The sequence below is a fragment of the Streptomyces sp. NPDC058469 genome (assembly GCF_042721125.1).
In the GTDB taxonomy this organism is placed as follows: Bacteria; Actinomycetota; Actinomycetes; order Streptomycetales; family Streptomycetaceae; genus Streptomyces.
In genome coordinates, this window is record NZ_JBHXME010000316.1 from 1 (window position 1) to 4,227 (window position 4,227).

At 68.8% G+C, this 4,227-nt stretch carries 2 protein-coding genes; both read right to left on the reverse strand.

Features of this window, described 5'->3' with window-relative positions; all coding sequences use genetic code 11:
* A partial coding sequence (locus ACFWP5_RS51915; protein WP_384174304.1) for a condensation domain-containing protein occupies window positions 1-2,030 on the reverse strand: 2,030 nt, incomplete at its 3' end.
* The coding region (locus tag ACFWP5_RS51920; protein ID WP_384174307.1) for a condensation domain-containing protein at window positions 2,027-4,227 on the reverse strand (2,201 nt) is incomplete at its 5' end. The genes ACFWP5_RS51920 and ACFWP5_RS51915, both read right to left, overlap by 4 nt.

Here is a 4,227-nt window from a genome sequence, read left to right on the forward strand (position 1 = left end):
CACCCCCCGAACACCCCCACCAACGCCCCATGCGACACCCACACACCCTTCGGCCGCCCCGTCGACCCCGACGTATAAATCACCGACGCCAACTGGTCGCCATGAACCGGGACTTCGGGGTCCGTGGACGGCAGGCCATCGGTGACGGCCGGATCGTCCAACCACACCACCGACTCCACCGACAGACGCTCAGCCACCTCCACCACCGACCGGTGCCCGATCAGCACCTCCACGCCACTGTCGGCGAGCATGAACTCCAGCCGCTCGACGGGGTATTCGGGATCCAGCGGCAGATAGGCGCCACCCGCCTGCCACACCGCCACCATCGCCACAACCATGTCGACCCCACGCGACAGACACAGCCCCACCACCGACTCCGCACCAACCCCAAGACCCCGCAGACGATGCGCCAACCGGCTCGCGCGGGCCATCAACCCGCCATACGTCAACACCTCGCCACCAACAACCACCGCCACCGCATCCGGACTGACATCCGCCCGTCCGGCAATCAGCTCATGCACCCCACCCACCCCAGGCAAAGCCAACTCCGCACCACACCCACCCCGCACCAACCCCTCAACCTCACCCACCGACACCACCGACACATCACCCAGCGGCCGCTCGGGGTCTTCGATGAAGGAATCCAGGACCCGGGCCAGATGGCCGGCCATGCGGTCCATCGACTCCGTGTCGAACTTGGAGCGGTCGTAGGAGAAGGTGATGGTGAGTTCGCGTCCGGAGCTGGCGGTCACGCTGAGGGGGTAATTGGCCTGCTCGCGCCCGTAGTTGGCACCGGCTCTCAGGCCGTCTGCCGCGGAGTTCCGCTGTCGCGCTTCGAGTTCCCGGACGGGAAAGTTCTCGAAGACGAAGAGACTGTCGAACAGTGCTCTGCCGGGCGGCAGTTCGCTGCACGTCGCTATCGTGACCAGGGGCGTCTGCTCGAACTGCCGGGCCCGCACCTGCTCTTCCTGAAGCCCGGCGAGCCAGGCCGCCACGGGCTGATCGCGGTCGAGGTGGATTCTCACGGGTGTGGTGTTGAGCAGCATTCCCACCATGGAGTCCACGCCGTCGAGCCGACCGTCGCGACCCGAGGAGGTCACGCCGAAAACGACGTCGTCGCTGCCGGAGTACAGGCCCATCACCACGGCCCACGCCGCCTGCACCACGGTGTTCAGCGTGAGCCGGTGACGACGCGCGAAGTCCGCCAGTCCGGCCCCGGCCACCTCCGCCGACAGCGGCACCTTGGATTCACCGGGGCCCTGCTCACCGGTGGCGCGTTCGATCCCGAGGGAGGTCGGCTCGGTGACCCCCGCGAGCCGGCGGCGCCAGTACGCCCGTGCCTCGTCCATGTCCTGCGCGGCGAACCAGGCGACGAAGTCGCGGAAGGGTCTGCGCACCGGGAGCAGCGGTTCGTCGCCCGTGCGGAACGCGTCGTAGGCCTGCAGCAGTTCCCCGATGATGATCGGGGCACTCCACCCGTCCAGCAGCAAGTGGTGGTAGCTCCACACGAGTTGGTGGCGGTCGGCGGCCAGGCGGATCACGGCTATGCGCGCCAGAGTCGGGGCCGTGAAGTCGGCACCCTGCTCCCAGTCGGAGGTGAGGTGGTCGTCGAGCTCGGCACGTCGGCCCGCCTCGTCCAGGTGCGACAGGTCCACCACCCGCAACGGCAGGGGGACCGACCGGGACACCACCGCCAGCGGCTCGGCGACTCCGTCCCGTACCACGGTGGTCCGCAGCACCTCGTGCCGGGCGAACATCAGCTCCCACGCCCGGCGCAGCGCGTCCAGGTCGAGCTCGCCCTCCATCAGCAGCCCGTCCTGGACCCAGTACATGCCGGGTTCGTCGGCCAGTTCGGTGTGGAACAGCATGCCCTGCTGCAACGCGGTCAGCGGATAGATGTTCTCGATCGCCCGGCCGCCGAGCCCACGGCCTGCCCCACTGCCCGCACCGTTGCCGGCTCCACGACCGGCCTCACGACCGGTACCAGTCGCCCGGCCCTGCCGGTCGGCCGCCGCGTCGAATGCCGTCATGATGCTCCTCCGAAGTCGGCGATCCCACCGGGTGGTTCGGGTGAGTCGAAGCGCTGCTGAATGCGGTCGAGAAGGTCCTGGTCCAGGTCGGCCAGGGGGAAGTCGGAGGGCGTGTAGCCGCCGACGCCGGAGCGGCAGCAGTGCTCGATCAGGTCGCGGAGAACCTTGATGTAGCGCCGCGCGAGCCGATCTACCGTCGCTTCCTCGTGCACCTGGTCGCTGTACGTCCAGACCAGCTCAAGGCGGCCGAGGGCGATCTGGCTGTTGATCTCGATCAGGTGCGTACGGCTTCCCTGTACGGACTGTGGGGTGCCCAGCGCCCGGCCCGTCGGGGTGAGGCGCCCTCCGAAGCCGCTGCCCGCGCCGACCGCCTGGCCTGTCTGGCCGAGATAGTTGAAGGCCACCTCCGCGCTCGCGCCCGGTGCCGGGTCCCAGTCGGCCAGGTAGCGCAGCAGGCCGTAGCCCTGGCCCTTGCGCGGTATCGCGCGCAAGTACTCCTTCGTACGCCGCAGCGCCTCGCCCGGGTCGCCTCCCGACGCCCCGCCCAGGACCACCGGATACACGCTGGTGAACCAGCCCACCGTCCGCGACACGTCGATGTCGTCGCCCACGTCCTCACGGCCGTGGCCTTCCAGGTCCACCAGGACCGTCGAGGTGCGGCACCATTCCGTGAACACCGAACCGAGCACACTCAGCAGTACGTCGTTGATCTGGGTTCCGAAGGCACTCGGGACATCCCGCAGCAGTTGTTCGGTCTGTTCCTCGCCGAGCGTGACGAACACTTGCCTGGCCGAGGCGATGCTGTTCGGCCCGTCATGGTCCAGGGGCAGGGGCCGGGCACCGGCCTCGGCCGCACGCCAGTGCTCTGCCTCGGCCATCAGCTCCGGCGAACCGGCCAGTTCGGCCAAGCGCTGCGACCAGCGCATATACGAGGTCGTCTTCGTCGGCAGCTTCACGGCGGCCCCGCGTTCGACGTGTTCATAGGCGACCGTCAGGTCCTCCAGCAGTACGGGCCACGACACCGCGTCCACGACCATGTGGTGCGCCACGACGAACAGCAGCTGCCCTCCGCCTCGGCGCTCGTCCCCGCCTCCCGTGTCGCCCCGTTCGAACACGACCAGCCTCACCAGTGGCCCGTCCGCCAGGTCGAGACTGGCCTGGGCCTCCTGGCCGCGAGCGTCCAGGAACGCCCACTCGTCCTCGTCGTCAAGGCCGGTGGTCTCGAAGACCCGCACCAGATCGGCCGGCTCGGCCGCCATCAGCCGGCCGGTCCATCCGTCTCCCTCACGGACGAACCTCGACCGCAGCGCGTCGTGCTGTTCGAGCACCGAGACCATGGCCACCCGCAACAGATCGGGCTCAAGGCGTCCGGTGACCTCCAGCAGCATCGACTGGTTGAAGTGCGCGGGCTCCCGCAGTTCCTGTTCGAAGAACCAGTGCTGGATCGGGGACAAGGAGAAGTCACCGATGACCAGGCCCTGTTCGGCATCGGCCGTGCTCCGGCTCGCCGCCACGGTCGCAAGACCCGCGACCGTCTGGTGGTCGAACAACTGGGCCACGGTGACATGGATCCCGAACTCCCGGGCCCGCGCGACCACTTGGATGCTGATGATCGAGTCGCCACCGAGTTCGAAGAAGTTGTCGTGGGTGCCGACCCGGTCGACGCCGAGGACCTGTGCCCAGATTCCGGCGAGCAGTTCCTCGGTGGCCGTGGCGGGAGCGAGGAAGCCTTCCAAGTCCGGGCGTAGGCCGTCGGGTTCGGGCAACGCGGCCCGGTCGACCTTCCCGTTCGGGGTGAGCGGCAGCGCGGCCAGCTCCGTGAAGACGGCCGGGACCATGAAGTCCGGCAGAGTCCGCTTCAGGTACTCCCGCAGCTCCCCCACCGCCGGGACACCCACAGCGAGGTCCGCCGGCACCAGGTAGGCGACCAGTCGACGGTCGGCGACTTCCCCGAACACGTTGACCACAGCGGCGCGCACTCCGGGATGAGCCACCAACGCCGTCTCTATTTCGCCGGGTTCGATGCGGTAACCGCGGACCTTGACCTGCTCATCCACCCGCCCCAGGAACTCCAGCTCCCCCTCCACCAGCCACCGCACCCGGTCCCCCGACCGATACATACGGCTGCCGTCCGCAGCGAACGGATCCGCCACAAAACGCTCCGCCGTCAACCCACCACGACCCCCATACCCCCGCG